Source organism: Echinicola strongylocentroti (assembly GCF_003260975.1).
GTDB classification, from domain to species: domain Bacteria; phylum Bacteroidota; class Bacteroidia; order Cytophagales; family Cyclobacteriaceae; genus Echinicola; species Echinicola strongylocentroti.
Map to the genome: position 1 here is coordinate 746,683 of NZ_CP030041.1, position 17,887 is coordinate 764,569.

Consider the following 17,887-nt stretch of genomic DNA (forward strand, 5'->3'; position numbering starts at 1 on the left):
CTTCCCTCCCCCTTCAATCTCCTTTTTCAAAACCCTTCAATGAGCCGCCAAAACCATCGCTAAGTGACGCTAAAAGCTCACCCCAATGCGCTATAACGTTCCGTGTATGGTGTCGTAGCATCCCGCAGGGTGCTATGCACTATACACATTGTTAGCTGTAGTGTTTCTTATTTTTTATATTCTTTTCGCGATTTTTCAACTCCATTTTCATAAATAACTTCATATTTTAAATTTCCATCTTCATCATATGATTTTGTTATTCCATGTTCCTTTCCTTCTTTCATCTCTTGGTACAAAGACAGTTTATTATTGTTATATGTGTATTGCTTTCCGTGTCTTTTATATTCCAAATACTCTTGTTCGTTTCTTTGAGTATATCCTTCCCAATATGTGTTCTCATTTATATATAAACCTGTTCCGTCTTTAAGAATTTGAGTTCCATCTTCTTTCCAACAGTTTTGTACAAAAAATTCTTTGTTAATGAATTCAGTCTCACTTTGCATTTGACCATTTGCATAATATCTTATCCATTTTCCATCTCTCTCATCTTTTGTGATATAAATTTCTGTAGATTTTAGATTTCCATTTTCGTAGTAATGGGAATGCAGCTTACCTTTTGGATTTTGAGAGATTGTTATTGAAAATTTATTGTTCCCATTTTCAAAATACTCAGTTTTTATACCTGTTTGTTCTCCATTTAGATAGTGAATTTCGTCTTTTAGCTGTCCATTTTCAAAGTAGCTTCTAAAGATGCCAGATATGGTTCCGTTCTCCAGTGGGATTATTTCTTTTACGCTTTTGTTTGTGTGGTAAGTCTTAAGTTCACCAGAAAAGCTTAAGTTAAATTCGTTTCCATTTTCGTCAAGACAAATTTCATTCGGATTGCTGCGGATATAATTCTCAATGTTTTTCATTGTTTGATCATTGAGATTATAGTATTTATCGTCTAGTTCGTCAAAATCCTTTATTTCTTTATACAGGTTGCTAAACTCCTCTAATCCGCCTTTCCTGGCATCTTTTATTTTTTTGTTCTCTTTTAAGTAAAGTTCATAAGACCGATTTACAAGTTCAGCCATTTTATCATCACCAATGTGTTTCAGTCCTTTTATGATTGTAGGCACATACTTTCCATAGTCATTATAATAGAATTGTGTAAAACCACCATTGGTAACTTGGGCATCTACATACCACCAGTAATAAAGTGCTTTCTGTGCATAGGATAATGTGTTTCCCTTTTTTAATTCACCTTTTCTATCTTGGATATATTCAGAGATTGGTTCGAGAACGAACCATCCAAAGTCAAATCCTGTCAATTTGAAAAATTCCCCTGTGTTTAATTTTGGACGAAAATGTTTCGATTGATCAAATTCCCAATAGGGGTCTTCTTTCGGTTGATTTTGCCCGAAAAGGTTAAAAATGTTCATTGTCAATATTATTAAAAGAAGATTTCTCAATTTCTCGTTTTTCCATTACAGCTAACACTTATATAGAAGCAACCCTATTGCCTCTATATCCATTAAGTCTGCACTAAGATAATCGTTTTTATAAATTATCAAGCGGACTTTTGATCGTTTTGGCCGAAATCCCTATTACATGAGTGTATATTTGGGTGGTCTTGGCACTTTCGTGTCCCAGCATTACCTGAACCTGCCGCATATTGATCCCTTGCTCCAAACAGTGGGTGGCAAAACTATGGCGAAGCGTATGCAGGGTGGCCCACGGATCCACCTGCGCTCCTTCTGCTGCCCGTCGAAAGACCATCTGAAGACTCTTCACAGCGTACTGTCCCCCTTCTTGCCCTTCAAATAGCCAGTAGGATGGTTTGTACTCCTTATAGTACGATCGGAGTAGTATAAGTAACTTTTGTGACAGAATGGTCCGCCGATCTTTCTTTCCTTTGGCTCCTTTGATAAAGATATACCCCTCATCTGACCGGATGTCCCTTACTCTAAGCTTAATCAACTCTCCTGCCCTTAATCCCCCACCGTACACTGTATGAAGCATGGCTTTGTGTTTTAGGTTCTTCGGAAAACTGATGAGTCTTTTCACTTCTTCTTGACTCAATACATTTGGAAGCCGCTTCGCTTTTTTGGGCCGCTGTAGATCGTAATATTCCCTTGGAAGCCCCAATACATGCTCATAATAGCATTTTATTGCGTTGATTGTTTGGTTCTGCTTGGTGCCAGATATTCCGTAGTGCTGGATCAGACCTGCCATATAGGACTCTATCGATGCTTTATCAAGTGTGTTCAGGTCTTTTCCCTCATGAAACATCAGAAACTGCCTGAATTCACTTACATACGTGCGTATAGTATGGCCACTATATGCCTTAAGCAGTAGTTTTTCTTCATATATAGCCAAGATATCAAGCGAAGATGAGGATAGCTCACGATGGGGAAAAGCCGGTTTGGTGTTCTTTTCGCATACCTTCACGTCATTGCCCAAAAGCCCCTTGAGCCAACTGAGGTTCTCGGCAGTGTTCCGAATACTCCATAATTTCTGCACGGGATGATAAAAACTGTCCTCCTTGTCCTTGACAGCCTCTCTTACGGCCTTCATGGGATAGGGAATAAAAAACTTTATTCTTCCTGCTTTTGGGTGTGGATGATAGATAATAGGATCCATATGAAAATAAAGTCAAAAAAAATCATCCAAACGGTCGTTAACCGTTTACTTCCGAATGTAAACGGATAACAACGGATAAACCACCCTGTCAGTCACAACCACAATACCGATCACTATTGGCCTTTTGGAAACATTCTCGGCCTTCATTAAAGGCAAAATAAGCCAGCCCCAAGGTACCGATACTATCCACATAAGGGATCCCTAGCCATTCGTATAGCCCACTGCTGACCAGTAGGATCACCGACATATAGACACATACCAGCGTGCAGTTGGCATCCGCTAGGATCGGATCGGACTGGAGCTGCTTCCCTACTCTTCGCTTCCACAGCACCAATGCCCACATCACCAAAATGGACACCCCAGAAATGACCACGCCCCAAAAAGTGGTGATCGGCTGATGGCCAGTCCAAATGTTATAAAAGCTCGATATAACCAGACCGGCAACCAAAATGTAAAATGCAAACCCCGTAATCCTTAAGGCTGTCCGTTCGAATTCATCTCTTTTGCTCCCTGGATGGCGCTGGATCCTGGTCACCATATGACCAATCCCCAAACCAGAAATCACCTCAATAAAACTGTCTGTCCCAAAACCAAAAAGCGCCAGGCTTTCACCTTCAAATCCCAAATAGGTCGCCAATAATCCTTCCGCCAAATTATACACAATCGTAAAAACAGCGAGGCCAAAAGCTACATTATACAGTTTCTTGTCTCCTACCATTTCATCTGATCCTGTTCACCTGCTGCCAAGATATCTAAATTCCCTTGTCATTTCAACCCCCTTTTTCCTTTTCAGGTCGCAAACCATAGACTAATGCCTATTTCCATCTAACTTCAGAAGGAATTTATTTCGCGGAATTTGGTATGGCTATAGGGAGGTGTATAACTATCCTTTCAGCCTGCATGGGAGAATGTTTTTGGACACATTCCCCAAGGCCTTCAGCCATAATGACTAAAATCGATTTTATTTAAAATAAAACCCGTTCATAAGGCTCTCGCTTCATTCCTCCACTTGGGGTTAATATCCCATCTAAAAGTACAGGGTAAATTGATCACGGAATTTCCCCTATTGTGCCCTCCTATATTCCAAATATGGCTTTCTAATAAGTTAGCTACTTAAGGTTTCTTTCTCAATATCTTGCAATCCGGCTTCAGACATGCTCACGGACCTTTACGATCAAAAACCAGTCGCTGTCTAGTTGGAGATAGCCATAATCATAGCAATAGATATAGACATCTCCCTTTTTATTGATGTACCGATGGGTGTGGTATTTAAACTGAAAGCCTTTGAGGAGCAGTTGCTCCCTAGAGATGCGCATGGTCTCCTTCACATCTGACAGTGCCAACTCAAGGATTTTTCGGTTCTTCTTCAGGGCATTGTTGATCTTTCGGACCGTTTGGTACCTTCCGGACTTGAGGTGGTTGTTATAATGGCTGCGGCAAAAATCATCACAGAACTTTTTGTCCGACCTCCCTTGGATGGGCTTTTGGCAATTCAAGCATTTCTTCTCTTCTAAAAACATGACGTACTCCAATTAATAAAATCAAAAATGAAAGGAATATACACATTTTCATCCGCTTTATCAACCGTATATACCCGACTGTATCCGTTTACAAACGACTACAAACGGCAGCAAACGATTATCACCCGACTATTTCCCTCCCATCTTATCAACTTTGCCATATACTAAAACATTACTAATCATTTAATATTTCACTAAAACAACATACATCATGAATACACTTCGAAACAAAGTACAGTTGATCGGAAGATTGGGCGCCAAGGCAGACTATAAAGTCCTGGACAACAACAACGCCATGGCCCGCCTCAGCCTGGCCACCAACGAAACCTATAAAAATGCCAAAGGTGAACGTGTGGAGGACACCACTTGGCACCAACTGGTCGCATGGGGAAAAGTCGCCGAAATCATCCATAAATACACTGACAAGGGCACCGAAATAGCCATAGAAGGCAAACTGATCAATAGAACCTATACCGATTCGAAAGGGGAAAAGAAATACATCACCGAAGTACAGGTCAAGGATGTAGTTCTCCTGGGCGAAAAAAGCGGTGTTTCAAATTCCTGACCAAGCACTGTTAAGGCTGTTTTCACACCACCTATTGGAGTTATTATTTACAACGTGATGACCTTAACCACATTAGATACATAGGCCACAATAGGATTAAACCCGGTTTATGCACCCGTTGCCGTTGTTACGACAGCTGTGCTGCGGAACCACTAGCATTGAGTTTTCTAACTCAATACCACCTATTGGAGTTATTATTTACAACGTGATTATCTTAACCACATTAGATACATAGGACACAATTGGCCTAGGGGGATTTCAAATCCAGAACAGCACAGTTCATGTATTTGTGGCAGCAGGTGTGCATAAACTGGGGTAAAACACAAACGGCCAGTCCTTTGTGACGTTGAGGCTTTGTGGCAAAACACAGCATCAATAAAGCCTCGTCACAAGGATGCTAGCTATTGCTTTTCTGCTTGCCTCCATAAAAAGAGAGGCCATTTCCTAAGAAACGGCCTCTCTTAAACCCGGATTATGCATTAGGAATCGTAGTGAGAGCTGAAATTGCAAGAAAATCAGTTAGTTTGGAGGCATTAGCGTAGCACCGCTACGGTTATGCCGAAAACTAAAGTGAAACGGCTGATTTTGAAGCAGTTTAAGGTCGCAACAGATAGGCTATTGCATATTCCGGGTTAAATTATAGGTATACGTAATCGTGTCAGTAATAGAAACAACTTATATCAAACGCTAAGTTTCCACGACCGTGGCCTGATAATCGTCATCTATGATCGATTATTTGCCTAAAGTGATCAGTCAAGTTGCCGTTTTGGCAATAAAGCGTATAATCAGATTTGATTATACGCTTTATTGCCAGTAGGTTTTATTTCTCATGGAACACACAGAACTCCCAGAATGAAATAAGGCTTTTCTGAGATTTCCGTGTTTTCTGTGAGCACCTATTTCATTTTCCTGTGATTACTGGTATCATTGCGGATAATCATATAATCAAATTATAAATCAACCTGTTCCTTACTTAAACATCTCTTTGGTGATGCTCACTTCTCCAGTTTCCACATCATAGTAAGCTCCTGCCAGACCAATTTTGCCCTCTTCAAAAAGCTCCTTCAGGACATCACTTTTGTCCAAAATCACATCCATGGTATCGACGACATTTTGCTTGGACACTTCCTCTACAAAAGCAGGATCAGTATGCTCCTTATCGGATTTATCGCTCACCTTTTTGATAGAAGGGTTCACTTTTTCCAAAAGCCCCGTTAGATTTCCCATCTTCACTTCCGAGCATGCACCGGTCACTGCCCCGCATTTGCTATGGCCAAGAACTACGACCAGCTTGGATCCTGCCACTTTGCAGGCATATTCCATGCTGCCCAGAATGTCTTCGTTGGCCACATTGCCAGCGATCCTCACACTGAAGATATCTCCCAACCCCTGATCAAATATCAATTCTGCAGAAGTCCTACTGTCAATACAGCTCAGTACGATCGCAAAAGGCCACTGTCCATCGCGGGTATCGTTTACTTGATTAAGCAGATGTCTGTTTAATTTAAGGTTACTTACAAATCGTTGGTTCCCTTCTTTCAAAAACTCCAGTGCTTTTTTGGGAGTTACTGATGCCTGGGTTTCCGCAGTATGTGCTTTCATGTTGTTTGGTTAGTTTAGTTAATTATTCATTTACTCTTATCCGTATGCTCCCCTCTTGGCGCAGCAAGCTGCTCCCAAGGGGGATTTTGCCGATACGGACAAAGCTTCTGTAATACTAATTTAGTTATTATTTCCGTTGATCAAGTCAGAGATCACTTCTCGATGTGATGTTTTTCCTCTTTTTCGGTAATTAATGATATTTTTATGTTCTGTAGAAACGTGATTGGATTCATCCGAATCATTTTCGAGATTGTAGGCATCTTTAAAACCTACCAGTTTCACGGAAATCTCTCTTTCGCGTGCTTGGATATTTTTAAACTCCCTGATCAGTTCCAACACATCATGTGCCACATAAACGGTGTCTGAAGCATCGATAACGACCTTAGCTCCATCCGGAATATGATTCAGTGTCTGTTTGATGGCAGCTTTGTTGAGGAACGATACCTCTTGTGCCAAGTCCACATGGATCACATCGCCGTCCTGATACCCTTCTTTGTTGAAGTAGTAAACGCGTCTGGCATTTCCCCGGAGGATGAAGAAAACACTGATCACAAGTCCTAATGCCACGCCTTTTAGCAAGTCCAAAAATACTACGCCAGTAAGTGTGGCGATAAACGGAATGAACTGGTATTTCCCTTGGTTCCAGAAGTACTTGAACGTGGCCGGATTGGCCAGTTTATAACCGATCATCAGCAAGATCGCCGCCAACGTAGCCAATGGGATTTTGTTCAAGATAAATGGAATGGTCAATACACTGATCAAAAGAAAGATCCCGTGGATTACTGCTGACATCTTGGATTTTGCCCCTGAATTAACGTTAGCGGTAGTTCTCACCACTACAGATGTCATGGGAAGACCACCGATCAGACCACTTATTATATTACCGATTCCTTGGGCTTTCAGCTCTACATTGGTATTAGTGACACGCTTCATGGGATCCATACGGTCTGCTGCCTCGATACACAGTAATGTCTCAATGGAAGCTACCACAGCAATGGTCGCCGCAACAATCCACACCTCTGGATTTCCGATCTCCGAAAACTGCGGCATGGTAATCAATCCCTTGAATTCTTCCGGGGTGGTAGGCACTGGTAGACTTACCAAGTACTTTTCTCCTATGGCCAAGGCACTTCCGCTCATGATAAAAAGCTCATTGACCAATACACCCGCTACTACAGCGACGAGCGCTGGAGGCACGAGCTTAAGCCGCTTAAGGGCCGGTACGCTTCCCCAGGCGATTAAAATAAACAGGGAAATAGCCGTCACCAAGATCACGCCCATCTTTACATCCATAAAGGAAGCGGCCAATCCAGTGAAAATCGCAAACCCAGAACCGACATCCGCATCGGAGCCCAATGCCACTGGAACCTGCTTAAGAAAAATAATTACACCAATACCTGCCAACATGCCCGTAATGACATTGCTTGGTATGTAGTTGGATATACTACCGGCTTTGAGAAACCCAAGGGTAAGCTGGATCAAGCCCGCCAGAACCACGGCAACCAAGAAAATCTGGAAACCGCCCAAATCCTGAATAGCTACGATCACAATCGCTGTCAGCCCTGCAGCCGGGCCAGAAACACTTACGTGGGATTGGCTCAGCAGTCCTACTACTATACCTCCCACTATTCCTGTAATAATCCCCGAAAATAACGGTGCTCCTGAAGCCAAGGCAATTCCCAAACACAGCGGGAGAGCTACAAGGAACACCACCAATCCTGATGGAATATCTGATTTAAGGTTGGCAAAGAGATTTTTCACCTTCGTCATAAAATTTATTCGTTTTGATAATTTTTCGTAATCGATTGATACGTGCCTTTATGGATGATAAAGCACATGATGCATCACATTTTTGTCAATGGTGCATGAGGCATGGGAAGTTCCCGCCTATAGTAACAAATAAAGATTATGACAACTCGGGAGGTGGGCAAAACTGATCCCCGAGCACAAAGGCGTAGCCGTTTTCCCTGTGAATCCCCTCTCTCCTCTCTTCTTCATCCAATATCATAGACAAAACAGTAGGATCTACCCGCTTAAAAAATGATGATTTTTCTGATTGGTGATTTTCAGAACTTTCCTCCTCTTCTTCCACAACGGAAAAATACATCGACACATCAGCCCGGCTATCGACCATCGTAACGACCATAGGCGTAAACATAAAGCTGGTGAACAACACCAACAGCATGGTTGCCAGACTCTTTCTGATATGTAGGCTGCTTAAGTTCAAGTTAATTCGCAAAAATCACTAAGTAATTCTACGTCAAAAGTAGGGAAAAGTTCACAGAAACAATAACAACATCCCATTTATACTTTCGTGTTTTATACATTTTTTAGAATTTTCAATCAAACCATCTTTAACAAAACCATTTTCAATATTGACCATAGCAAAAGAACCAAACAAATCACTTGCAACACTTCAAATCAACAAATTTCCACTACCTGTTCATCAAAGGCCGCAATAATTTCCCAATCGTAGTTCTTTGCCTGCGTGTATGAATAAACCGGAATAAACTATCCGACACCATCTTACCCCTGTAAAATCAACTGATAATATCTATCTGTGGCTCTCGTAAAAATTCGGCTGCAAATCTCCTTTAAGCTGACGAATGAGATCGATCACCTCTTCTCCTCCGTCCAAGACTTCCAAGGACGCTGTCAACTGCTCGCCAGTTCTAATCCCCGAAACCACCGATGCCACAGCCTTGTGCTGCAAAGGGTAATGCAAAACTGCCTTCCTGATGGTCTGAAGATTACCGCAAAGTCCCTCAAGTTTTTCCTTCACCTGTCTTACTTCTTCCGCTGTCCAATTGAGGTACTCTTTGGCCGGTTTGTCCAAGAGGAGGCCCTTTGCGTAGGCGCCTCTCACCAAAACACTAATGTCATTCTTTGCCAGCAAGTCCAAAACAGCCTCTTCGGGCCTTCTGTCCAATAGACTGTATTGCATCATTACTCCGGCGATATTGGACTTTTCTATGTACCGCTGGATGACATTGGGACGAATAGAAGAAATCCCATATTCCCTTATTTTTCCTTGCTCTTTTAGCAATTCAAACGCCTCGATGGTTTCATCAATAGGGTCGTCTATCGTACCACCGTGCAGCTGGTAAAAATCAATATAATCGGTACCCAATCGCTGAAGGCTTTTGTCAATCGCTTTAAGGATATAGGACTTCGTGGGATTCCAATCCCAACCACTTCCATCGGCTCTCAGCTCGTTGCCTACTTTGGTAGCGAGGACCACATCCTGTCTTTTCTCCTTTAAGGCCTCTCCTACTACTTTTTCATTTTTGCCTGCATCATACAGGTCTGCTGTATCAAAATAATTGATCCCATGCTCGATCGCTTTATGGATCAAATCAATATTTTCCTTGGTGGTGCCATTTAGCGACATGCACCCAAAGGACACTTCGCTGATTTTGATCGAGGATTGCCCAAGTTGATTATAGCGCATAGTTGGTGTTTTGTTTGTGGTTTTACCAGAGGTGATGTACTTCTGCTTTAATATAGGTATCATAAATGGATTTTACAGCCTCCATTTGCTCTTGACTGAGCGCAGGGTGTCCTGCCGCCAAGATATTGGCCTTTACTTGCTCTTCCTTGGAAGCTCCAGGAATGACAGTGCTTACTTCGTCATACATCAGTATCCATCGTAGCGCCCATGCTGCCAAGGGTTCTTTTTCACCAAACACTTCTTTCAGGGCCTCCACTGCCTCTAGCCCCCTGTCAAAATCCACCCCAGAAAAGGTCTCTCCCTTATCAAAAGCCTGCCCCTCTCTATTGAACTTCCTATGGTCATTTTCCTCAAACTCCCTTCCTTTGTTCATCTTACCGCTCAGCAGTCCGCTTGCCAACGGCACACGGGCGATAATGCCTATATTCTTTTGCTTGGCCTCCTCAAAAAAATGATCCGCCGGCTTCTGCCTAAACATGTTGAAAATTAATTGGACGGTCTTCACATTGGGATAGGCCATCGCCATTTGGGCTTCCTGTACCTTTTCTACACTGACCCCTAGGTGCTTTATCTTACCTTCATCCTTCAGGCGGTCAAAGAGCCCAAAAATCTCATCTCTCCTATATACTTCTGTTGGTGGACAATGAAGCTGTATCAGGTCGAGTGCCTCTATTCCAATGTTCTTCAGGCTATCCTCTACATAGCCCCTCAACGCCTCAACAGTGTACCCTTCACTGGTATGTGGACTGATCTGTCGGCCGCACTTACTGGCCACATAAATTTCTTCTGACCGCTCTTTCAGCAGCTTTCCTACTGCTGCCTCACTTAATCCCGCATCATAAACATCTGCCGTATCCAAAAAATTGACCCCGTGGTCAATGGCAGTATGTAGTATCTTGGAAGCCGCTGACTGGTCAAAATCACCTCCCCAGCCTCCTCCTACTTGCCAAGTGCCAAGGGAGATTTCTGAGACCTTCATGTGGGTATTTCCTAGTTTCCTGTATTTCATATGTACACTACTATTTATTACTATTTTTTTTACATTAGTAAGAACAAAAGAACACAAAATCAAATTTACCGATGTGTGTCTTATGAAAATTTCACTTTATTGGTGTTTCTTTACAGTTGAATACATCAAATCAAAGTCGAATTAATTACCTACTTTTTTTATTGTAATATTAAAAAAGATATAACAACTATGAAAACCAGAAGATCATTTCTTAGCGGAATCGGAGTTCTTGGAGCAAGTATTTTCCTCCCTAAAACCGTTAAAGCAGCACCAGCAAAAGATTTTATGATACACCAAGTTTATTTTTGGTTAAAAAACCCAGAGAAGGACATGAAGAGCTTTTTGAAGGGCTGTGAGGACCTCATCAAAATCGACAGTGTCAAAAAAGCCTACATAGGAAAACCTGCCGCCACCTCTCGTAGAGAAGTAGTAGATCACTCTTTCCACGTCTCCCTGACGGTCCAATTCAAAAACATGGAAGACCATAACATCTATCAAATTCATGAAACACATAAAGAGTTCATTGCCAAACATGAGGACAAGTGGGAGAAAGTCCAGGTATATGATACCAAAATCGAGTAATCCAAAAATCATTTCTGTTCGTACTTGATTTGTACTTAATCAGACCATCTTCGAGATTACTAAAGGTTCATGGATACTCCAACACCTCAATGGGACATTAAACCCGGATTATGCGTTAGGAATCGTAGTGAGAGCTGAAAGTGCAAGAAAATCAGTTAGTTTGGAGGCATTAGCGTAGCACCGCTACGGTTATGCCGAAAACTAAAGTGAAACGGCTGATTTTGAAGCAGTTTAAGGTCGCAACAGATAGGCTAATGCATATTCCGGGTTAAAGGCTACATTATCCCAAGGTGGACATCGCTATCCATGAACCATTCTTCTATAAAAAATATCGTTTAGGATTACTTATGTAGCAGTTTAATCCCTGAAAAAATAACTGGTCTCAAACCTCTCAAATAGCATCGAATGAAACTAGGACGTTTCATATTAGTCCTTTCCTTTTTTACCCTCGTCATGGCAAATACAGGTGTTTCACTCCAAGTGACTTCACCGCAAGTAGTCCTGTCCTTTGAAGGAAAAATAGACAGTTTGAACAACTGGGCAGAAAGAAACAGTGAAAGGGATACAAAATTAGCACTGAACAACTCACTTCTTGCCCTAGACCAAGCAAAAAAAATCAATTATAGCCTAGGCGAGGCTGAAAGCATGATCAACTTGGGCTGGATCTACTACCGAATGAATGAATATGCTTTGGCCATAGAGTACGCCTTTAAGGGGCACCAAAGCATCATTTCCCTCAATAATCAGCGACTATTGGTCAAGTCACTATTTAACATTGGTGCCATCTACAGCGGAGGACTGGATCAATACAGCGAAGCTCTTAGCTATTTTGAACAGGCATATAAAAAAAGCAAACCCCTCAATGATTCGATCCTGACAGGCCGCGCCCTGAACAACATCGCCTGGATACTCAGTCAAATGGGCAGGTACGATGAGGCCAGGGATTTGATTACTCCCTACATCAAAAAGAAAAAAGAGAACTTTCTCTCCGCCTTTGCCCACAGGACATTAGGAGATATCGAAGTGGCCGAAGGTGACACCACTGCTGCCATCGGTAATTACCTGGCCTGCTACATGGCTCTTGATGCAGAAAAAGCCTATTATTTTACTACGGTGAGCTGCATCATTAGGCTTTCCAATCTGTATATGGCCAATGGCGACTATTATAAAGCAAAACTATACCTGGACAAGGGCAAAAAAATCAGCCAGGACAACCAGTACCGTGAACACATGGTGAGCATCAACGAAATCTATGCAAGGTACTATGAAGCCATGGGCAACTGGCGGCAAGCGCTCAACTTCCAAAAGGAATACAATGCACTCCAAGATAGCCTTCGGGAAGAGCTAAATGCAAAAAGCATGGGGCGCCTTGAGGCGAAATTTGACTTTGACCAGCGCCTTGATGCCATCAATACCGAAATGGCCCTCAATGAAAAGCTCATCAACGAAAAGCTGGCCCAACAGATCTTTAGAAGGAATATATTCCTGGTAGGTTTTATCCTTATGATCATCTTGGCCACCTTTATCCTTTTCAGTACATACAAGGTGCGCAAATCCAAACAACAAGCTGAATCTGCCAACCGTGCAAAATCAGATTTCATTTCCAGTATGAGCCATGAAATCAGGACTCCCCTAAATGGCGTAATTGGCTTTTCGGAGTTACTGGCTTCTACTTCATTGGATTCCAGCCAAAGACAATATATCAATCTCATCAACCAATCGGCCAAATCCTTGATGGAAATCGTCAATGATATTTTGGACTTTTCTAAAATAGAAGCAGGAAAACTGGAAATAGAAAAATCTCCTACAGCCATATACGATCTAGGAATAGAAGCCGTCAACCTGATCGCATTTCATGCCCATAAAAAACAATTGGAATTGATACTGGACATCGACGAGGATATCCCCGTATCCGTCATGGCCGACCAGTTGCGCCTAAAGCAAATCCTCATCAACCTCCTGAGCAATGCGGTAAAATTCACTTCCCACGGAGAAATTCTCCTGAAAATAGCCTTCGTCGAAACCCACCCTACGGGAGAAGCTACCCTGAGATTCATCGTAAAGGACACCGGTACCGGTATCAACAAAAAAAACCAAGCAAAGATCTTCAGTGCTTTCACCCAAGAAGACTCCTCCACCAGTCGCAAATTTGGGGGAACTGGACTTGGCCTGGCCATTTCAAAGAAATTGCTTGAAATGATGGACAGCCAAATCCACCTCGAAAGTGAAGTAGGCAAAGGAAGTACTTTTTGGTTTGATTTAGACCTAGTGGTATTAAAGAAAAAGGCGGATTCCTCACCCCTTGAACTATTGGATGACCTGAAAATCCTAATCATCGAAAACAACCGCACACATGCCCAAGTCATATCAAACATCGTTGGCCAGTTAAATGCTACGATAAAAATCGCTGATGGAGAAGATGCTGCAAAAGCCATCCTTACAGAAGACAGTGGTATTGACCTCATCTTGGTAGATCAAAACCTCTACAATTTCAATGGAATTACGCTTGTCAAAAAATTAAAAGAGGCTTCTTTTATCGCACCTTCTACCAAGGTAATCCTAATGCACAATGCCTTTGTGAAGGACATCTCCTTGCCTGAGTATATCGATGCCTACCTTATAAAACCGTTCAAAAAACCGGATTTTTTGGACATTGCTAAAAAAATATTCAGTGACGACCCCAGCCTCAAGATAGATACTCCTCCCCATTCTTCCTCCAAAGAGGTGGAAGAACTAAAAGGCATTTCCCCTACCATCCTCATTGCCGAGGACAATATGGTGAATATGATCCTTACCAAAAAACTGTTGACTTCGCTCATTCCTAAAGTAAACCTCTTAGAAGCCAAAAACGGCAAACAAGCCGTAGAAGTGTTCAAAAACAACGAAGTAGACCTAATATTTATGGATATCCAGATGCCTGTGTTAAACGGCTATGAGGCTACCAAACAAATTCGAAACCTAGAAAACACTGACACCCATATTCCCATCATCGCACTGACAGCAGGCATCCTCAACAATGAAAAGCAAAAAAGCCAAACGGCCGGGCTGGATGATTTTACGGCCAAGCCCATGGACAAAAAAGCCATTACCAAAATACTCCTTCACCACCTCTCCCAACAGGTGAGTTGACCACTAACCTCAGTTCGATTATAAAATCGTTCCGTACAGTGGCCGGAACATGAACTGCGAGCCTGTCTGTCTGGAGCCAAACAGGGCTTAAAAACCTGAGCTCGACTTATTTTTAGCATTAAAAGCGTCATAGCGAACCCTTTTTAGGTGGATGTGGGTTGGAAAAGGGTGTGGCAACTCGCCGCGGCGAGCTGCCACGGCTTCCACCCGCTCAGGCCTCCCTCTAAGCCTCGCAGTGACGGTTTTATAATCGAACTGAGGTTAAAAGGAGATTTCAGGGATGGAAAAGGGCCTACCTTGGCAAACCAGGGCCGTCAGGCTAACGCATGTAAGTTGCTGAAAATCTATATCATTATTGATGTTTGTGCTCTTCACAAATGGCCTAGGGGGATTACAAATCCCCATTATTCCGGTTCGGGATTCCAAATCCCGAACAGCTAAAACAGCTAAGTTGATGTATTTGTGGCAGCTGGTGTGCCAATAGCAACTTAAACCCGGAATATGCATTAGCCTATCTGTTGCGACCTTAAACTGCTTCAAAATCAGCCGTTTCACTTTAGTTTTCGGCATAACCGTAGCGGTGCTACGCTAATGCCTCCAAACTAACTGATTTTCTTGCAATTTCAGCTCTCACTACGATTCCTAACGCATAATCCGGGTTAAACTGACGGCTATGGCTTGGCAGACAGGCGCGCTAAAACGTAAAATAACCGCCATCGCGAGGAGGAACGACGAAGCGATCTCTCCTCTAAAAACGAGATTGCTCCATTCGCTTAGTATGACGTTTTCAATACTAAAATTAACTCGAACTCAGGCTAGTGGCTCATTGCTGTTCATTTCAAACCACTTACCGGTAACGATCAAATTCAACCCGTTACCTTCTCGACCACCAAATTATGGTTGGTGTAAATACAGATATCAGCCGCTATATTTAGGCTTTCCCTGACCATTTCTTCAGCAGAAAGCTGTGTCGCAAATTTCTTCAGTGCCCTGGCGGAAGACTGCGCATACATGCTCCCCGAACCGATGGTGGCGATTCCCATATCCGGTTCGATCACATCACCGGTACCGGAAATGATCAGCACGTCATCCGCATCGGCCACAATCATCATGGCTTCCAGCTTACTCAACATCCTGTCGGTCCTCCATTCTTTGGCCAGTTCCACGGCTGCCCGTTTCATATTGTTACCATAGGCGCCGAGTTTCTCCTCAAACTTTTCCAATAATGTAAAAGCGTCTGCTGTGGAGCCCGCAAATCCGGTGACTATCCTCCCGCCCTGTAGTCTTCTCACTTTGTTCACGCTGCTTTTGGCTACGGTATTTCCCAGTGTGGCCTGGCCGTCTGCTCCTATGACTACTTCTCCATTATGCTTAATGGCCACTACGGTGGTGGATCTTAATTTTTCCATGTTTGTTTAATATTGTAATGTTGAAAAGCTTGTAATGTTTAGGGATCAAATGGTATCGCAGCTAAAGCCAAGTTTATTTTCAGTATCAACCAAGAGTCCCTTGGCTGTCCCTATTTTCCCGTAGGGCTTTGGGTGATTTTGTCTTGACTCTTTTCTCTATCTCTACCTCCAGCTACTAACCGCGCTCCCCTAAATACTTCACCCGAACTGGGCAAAAACCATACTAAAAGAAAAAGCCCTGTCAGTATTATACTGAACAGGACTTTTTGACATATTTTGACAGCACATCTGTGCTGAACATGCAATTTAAATCAGGATTCTTACGGGGTCTTCCAGTAATCCCTTAAGGGTTTTGAGGAATCCGGAACCTACAGCGCCATCTACCACTCTGTGGTCACATGACAAGGTTACTTTCATGACATTGCCTACCTGCATCTGTCCTTCCTTCACGACCACTGTTTCCTTGATTCCGCCTACTGCCAGGATACAAGCATCAGGTGGATTGACAATAGCGGTAAATTCTTCAATGCCAAACATTCCAAGATTGGAAATAGTAAAGGTATTGCCTTCCCAATCTTTAGGCTGCAGTTCTTTGTTTTTGGCTTTTCCTCCCAAGCTCTTGGCTTCTTGGGAAATCTGTGACAAGGTCTTGCTATCTGCAAAACGGATCACCGGTACCAAAAGTCCTTCCTCTACCGCTACGGCCATACCTATATGGACGTGTTCATTGTAACGGATCTTATCTCCTAGCCAGCTCGAATTCACTTTTGGATGTTGTTTCAAGGCAGCCGCCACCGCTTTGATCACCATATCATTGAAGGAAATTTTCACCGGAGCGATTTCGTTCATGCTCTTACGCGCTTCGATTGCCTTGTCCATATTGATCTCCATGGTCAAGTAGAAGTGCGGAGCACTGAATTTACTCTCTGCCAATCGCTTGGCAATGGTTTTCCTCATCTGGGAAACTTTCTCTTCAGTATAAGACTCCTGTCCTACCGCTGCAGGTGCAGCAGCTCCAGACTGTGCAGCCGGTGCAGATGCCGGATCAAAACTCTCTACGTCTCTTTTGATGATTCGTCCACCTTCACCTGATCCATTGATCAGTGAGATATCCACGCCTTTGTCCTCTGCCAGTTTCTTGGCCAGTGGAGAGGCTTTTATTCTTCCATTGTCAGTAGAACTACTGGAAGAGCTTGAGGTCTTTTCTGCTCCTTCTTTCTTTGGTGCTGGCTTGGATTCAGCCTTAGGCGCTTCCTTCTTTTCCTCCTTGGCAGCTGGCTTTTCTTCACCGCCTCCATTGGACTTTTGCTCATGTGCTTTTAGAAGCTTCTCATAATCAGCCCCTTTTTCACCAATCACGGCGATCACTCCGTCGATCGGAACACTATCTCCTTCTTGGACACCGATATGCAATAGCACGCCATCATCATAAGATTCCAGTTCCATAGTGGCTTTGTCGGTTTCTACCTCTGCCAAAATATCTCCGGATTTTACCTCATCACCTTCTTTTTTCAACCAAGAAGCAATAGCGCCTTCCTGCATGGTATCACTCATCTTCGGCATGGTGATCAGGTTGGCATTGACATCAGATGTATCGATATCTTCAGCAGGTGCACTTTCCTCGCTGTTGTCAGATTTTGCCTCGTCTTTTTTCTCCTCTTTGGGTTCTTCTTTACTAGAGTCTGAATCTCCAGAACCTCCTTCTTCCACATCCTTGAGCAGGTCGTCGATGTTTTCACCTTCTTCGCCAATAATGGCGATCACCCCATTTACAGGAACGGCATCTTTTTCTTCCACTCCTATGTGCAACAACACCCCTTCATCATAAGACTCCAGTTCCATGGTGGCTTTGTCGGTTTCTACTTCCGCTAGGATGTCCCCAGCTTTTACATCGTCTCCTACTTTCTTTAACCAAGCTGCGATCACCCCTTCTTCCATGGTGTCGCTCATTTTGGGCATTCTTATTACTTCGGCCATAAGTTTTCTATATCCTAT

The 17,887-nt window shown here is 43.0% G+C and carries 14 protein-coding genes; 3 read left to right on the forward strand and 11 right to left on the reverse strand.

Going from position 1 to position 17,887, the window contains the following annotated elements; all coding sequences use genetic code 11:
• Window positions 1-167: 167 nt before the first annotated feature.
• From DN752_RS02845 to DN752_RS02860, 4 genes are all read right to left on the reverse strand, one after another.
• Window positions 168-1,424, reverse strand: a complete 1,257-nt coding sequence (locus DN752_RS02845; RefSeq protein WP_112782581.1) for a DMP19 family protein — start codon at window positions 1,422-1,424, stop codon at window positions 168-170.
• A 118-nt stretch (window positions 1,425-1,542) separates the two neighbouring features.
• Window positions 1,543-2,625, reverse strand: coding sequence for a tyrosine-type recombinase/integrase (locus DN752_RS02850; RefSeq protein WP_112782582.1), 1,083 nt, complete (start codon window positions 2,623-2,625; stop codon window positions 1,543-1,545).
• Between the two features lie 88 nt (window positions 2,626-2,713).
• The gene (locus DN752_RS02855) at window positions 2,714-3,343 is read right to left on the reverse strand and encodes a cation transporter (protein ID WP_112782583.1); all 630 of its coding nucleotides are present in this window, start codon (window positions 3,341-3,343) and stop codon (window positions 2,714-2,716) included.
• Between the two features lie 430 nt (window positions 3,344-3,773).
• Window positions 3,774-4,145, reverse strand: a complete 372-nt coding sequence (locus DN752_RS02860; RefSeq protein WP_112782584.1) for a hypothetical protein — start codon at window positions 4,143-4,145, stop codon at window positions 3,774-3,776.
• 211 nt (window positions 4,146-4,356) lie between these two features.
• On the opposite strand from DN752_RS02860, the gene DN752_RS02865 reads away from it, so the two are divergent.
• The gene (locus tag DN752_RS02865; RefSeq protein WP_112782585.1) at window positions 4,357-4,710 is read left to right on the forward strand and encodes a single-stranded DNA-binding protein; all 354 of its coding nucleotides are present in this window, start codon (window positions 4,357-4,359) and stop codon (window positions 4,708-4,710) included.
• A 969-nt stretch (window positions 4,711-5,679) separates the two neighbouring features.
• Here the strand turns inward: DN752_RS02865 and DN752_RS02870 are convergent.
• The 5 genes from DN752_RS02870 to DN752_RS02890 all read right to left on the reverse strand — a co-directional run bounded on the left by DN752_RS02870 (window position 5,680) and on the right by DN752_RS02890 (window position 10,772).
• Entirely contained in the window at window positions 5,680-6,312 is a 633-nt protein-coding gene (locus DN752_RS02870) for a carbonic anhydrase family protein (RefSeq protein WP_112782586.1), read from the reverse strand.
• A 120-nt stretch (window positions 6,313-6,432) separates the two neighbouring features.
• On the reverse strand, window positions 6,433-8,082 hold the full coding sequence (locus DN752_RS02875; RefSeq protein ID WP_112782587.1) for a SulP family inorganic anion transporter: 1,650 nt from the start codon (window positions 8,080-8,082) through the stop codon (window positions 6,433-6,435).
• A gap of 136 nt (window positions 8,083-8,218) precedes the next feature.
• On the reverse strand, window positions 8,219-8,539 hold the full coding sequence (locus DN752_RS02880) for a hypothetical protein (protein ID WP_245949439.1): 321 nt from the start codon (window positions 8,537-8,539) through the stop codon (window positions 8,219-8,221).
• 327 nt (window positions 8,540-8,866) lie between these two features.
• Window positions 8,867-9,826, reverse strand: a complete 960-nt coding sequence (locus DN752_RS02885) for an aldo/keto reductase (protein ID WP_317048516.1) — start codon at window positions 9,824-9,826, stop codon at window positions 8,867-8,869.
• On the reverse strand, window positions 9,786-10,772 hold the full coding sequence (locus DN752_RS02890; RefSeq protein ID WP_112782589.1) for an aldo/keto reductase: 987 nt from the start codon (window positions 10,770-10,772) through the stop codon (window positions 9,786-9,788). Before DN752_RS02890 ends, DN752_RS02885 begins: the two co-directional genes overlap by 41 nt.
• A 189-nt stretch (window positions 10,773-10,961) precedes the next feature.
• Between DN752_RS02890 and DN752_RS02895 the strand changes: the two genes are divergently transcribed.
• Window positions 10,962-11,354, forward strand: a complete 393-nt coding sequence (locus DN752_RS02895; RefSeq protein WP_112782590.1) for a Dabb family protein — start codon at window positions 10,962-10,964, stop codon at window positions 11,352-11,354.
• A 405-nt stretch (window positions 11,355-11,759) separates the two neighbouring features.
• On the forward strand, window positions 11,760-14,483 hold the full coding sequence (locus DN752_RS02900) for a tetratricopeptide repeat-containing hybrid sensor histidine kinase/response regulator (RefSeq protein WP_112782591.1): 2,724 nt from the start codon (window positions 11,760-11,762) through the stop codon (window positions 14,481-14,483).
• 866 nt (window positions 14,484-15,349) lie between these two features.
• Here the strand turns inward: DN752_RS02900 and hslV are convergent.
• Together hslV and DN752_RS02915 are read right to left on the reverse strand one after the other, a co-directional pair.
• Window positions 15,350-15,892, reverse strand: a complete 543-nt coding sequence (gene hslV, locus DN752_RS02910; RefSeq protein WP_112782593.1) for an ATP-dependent protease subunit HslV — start codon at window positions 15,890-15,892, stop codon at window positions 15,350-15,352.
• 306 nt (window positions 15,893-16,198) lie between these two features.
• Window positions 16,199-17,869, reverse strand: a complete 1,671-nt coding sequence (locus tag DN752_RS02915) for a pyruvate dehydrogenase complex dihydrolipoamide acetyltransferase (RefSeq protein ID WP_112782594.1) — start codon at window positions 17,867-17,869, stop codon at window positions 16,199-16,201.
• Between the last annotated feature and the right edge of the window lie 18 nt (window positions 17,870-17,887).

Coding starts and splice junctions, on each gene's coding strand:
- DN752_RS02890 (WP_112782589.1), bottom strand. CDS start 10,772: ATGAAATACAGGAAACTAGGAAATACCCACATGAAGGTCTCAGAAATC.
- hslV (WP_112782593.1), bottom strand. CDS start 15,892: ATGGAAAAATTAAGATCCACCACCGTAGTGGCCATTAAGCATAATGGA.
- DN752_RS02915 (WP_112782594.1), bottom strand. CDS start 17,869: ATGGCCGAAGTAATAAGAATGCCCAAAATGAGCGACACCATGGAAGAA.
- DN752_RS02855 (WP_112782583.1), bottom strand. CDS start 3,343: ATGGTAGGAGACAAGAAACTGTATAATGTAGCTTTTGGCCTCGCTGTT.
- DN752_RS02895 (WP_112782590.1), top strand. CDS start 10,962: ATGAAAACCAGAAGATCATTTCTTAGCGGAATCGGAGTTCTTGGAGCA.
- DN752_RS02875 (WP_112782587.1), bottom strand. CDS start 8,082: ATGACGAAGGTGAAAAATCTCTTTGCCAACCTTAAATCAGATATTCCA.
- DN752_RS02885 (WP_317048516.1), bottom strand. CDS start 9,826: ATGATACCTATATTAAAGCAGAAGTACATCACCTCTGGTAAAACCACA.
- DN752_RS02865 (WP_112782585.1), top strand. CDS start 4,357: ATGAATACACTTCGAAACAAAGTACAGTTGATCGGAAGATTGGGCGCC.
- DN752_RS02850 (WP_112782582.1), bottom strand. CDS start 2,625: ATGGATCCTATTATCTATCATCCACACCCAAAAGCAGGAAGAATAAAG.
- DN752_RS02870 (WP_112782586.1), bottom strand. CDS start 6,312: ATGAAAGCACATACTGCGGAAACCCAGGCATCAGTAACTCCCAAAAAA.
- DN752_RS02845 (WP_112782581.1), bottom strand. CDS start 1,424: ATGAACATTTTTAACCTTTTCGGGCAAAATCAACCGAAAGAAGACCCC.
- DN752_RS02860 (WP_112782584.1), bottom strand. CDS start 4,145: ATGTTTTTAGAAGAGAAGAAATGCTTGAATTGCCAAAAGCCCATCCAA.
- DN752_RS02900 (WP_112782591.1), top strand. CDS start 11,760: ATGAAACTAGGACGTTTCATATTAGTCCTTTCCTTTTTTACCCTCGTC.